The organism is Streptomyces sichuanensis (assembly GCF_020328095.1).
In the GTDB taxonomy this organism is placed as follows: Bacteria; Actinomycetota; Actinomycetes; order Streptomycetales; family Streptomycetaceae; genus Streptomyces; species Streptomyces cinnamoneus.
Window position 1 is genome coordinate 1 of the sequence record NZ_JAIXMK010000262.1, and the last position, 1,340, is coordinate 1,340.

At 78.3% G+C, this 1,340-nt stretch carries 1 protein-coding gene; it reads right to left on the reverse strand.

Annotation, left to right across the window (positions count from 1 at the left end; all coding sequences use genetic code 11):
• A partial coding sequence (locus LE181_RS31825) for an AMP-binding protein (RefSeq protein WP_225665094.1) occupies positions 1 to 1,340 on the reverse strand: 1,340 nt, incomplete at both ends.

Here is a 1,340-nt window from a genome sequence, read left to right on the forward strand (position 1 = left end):
CCCCGTCGTCCAGGAGGTACGCGCCGCAGCGCATGAGCGGCGGCGCCGACCAGTCGAAGGGCGCGGTGCGCTCGCGTTCCGCCAGGGCCGCGGTCTCCGCCGCCCGTTCGCCCGGGCACAGTCCGCGCAGGTCCCGCACGCTCAGCGGGGCGCTCGCCGTGCGGTGCACCAGTTGCAGCGGCTCGGTGCGGCCCGCGAAGCGGAACGACGTCCGCAGGATGTCGTGCCGGGCGACGGCGCGCGCCACGGCACGGGTGAGGGCGTCGTGGTCGTAGGCGGCCCCCAGCCGGAACACGAACAGGTCGCAGGCCGGGGCGGTGGCCGGGCGGTAGGCGCTGCGCAGGAACAGGCGCGTCTGCACGGCGCCGAGGGGGTAGGCGTCCTCGACGACGCCGCCCGCCGTCAGCCGTTCGCGGTCGTCGGCGCCGACGAGGGCGAAGGGTGCGCTGCCCGTGGCCTGCGCCGTGTCGTCGTCGAGGGTGACGAGCCGGGGAGCGGCCTCGCCGTACGCGGCCCGCCAGGGGGCGAGGTCGCCGTCACGGGGGTGCCCGCCGTCGAGGACCACGCACCTGAGCGGCAGCCGGCGGCCGCCGGTCCGGGCGTCCTCGGCCAGCAGCCGGCGGAGGGCGGCGGGGCTCCGGTGCAGGACGGTGACCCGCTCGCTGCGCAGCAGGTCGAGGAGGGCCCGCGGGTCGTCGGCGGTGTGCGGTGGCACGACGACCGCGCAGCCGCCGTACAGCAGTGCTCCCCACATCTCCCGTACGAAGACGTCGAGGGCGACGGAATGGGACAGCGCCCACACGTCCTCGCTGCAGAAGCCGTGGCGGTCCGCGGCCCCGGCGAAGAGCTCCAGGACGCTGCCGTGCGACAACCGCACGGGCCGGACCCGGCTGTCGGCGGCGGGCGGGAACAGCGTGTACGCGGGGGTGTCCCGGGCGGGGACGACGGCCGGACCACCGACCGGCAACGGACCGGGCCCCGGCGGACCGGGGTGCGGGCCGGGTGGGAGGTCCGTGTCGGTGCGGAGCAGCGCGGAGCCGGCCGGCAGCCGGGCGTCCGGCTCGCCCGCGGTGATGACCACCGACGGCCGGGCGGCCTGCAGGAGGGGCTCCAGCCGGGCCCGGGGCGTCGCCGGGTCCAGGGGCAGGCACGGCGCCCCCGTGCGCAGGACCGCCAGGGCCGCGGCCACCATGTCCGCCGACCGCTCCAGCAGGACGCCCACCGGGCGCCGCGGACCCGGCCGGTGGGCCCACAGGGCCGCCGCCATCTCCTCGGCGCGGGCGTCCAGTTGGCGGTACGTCAGGGAACGCAGTCCGTCCCGCACCGCGATGCGCCCGGGA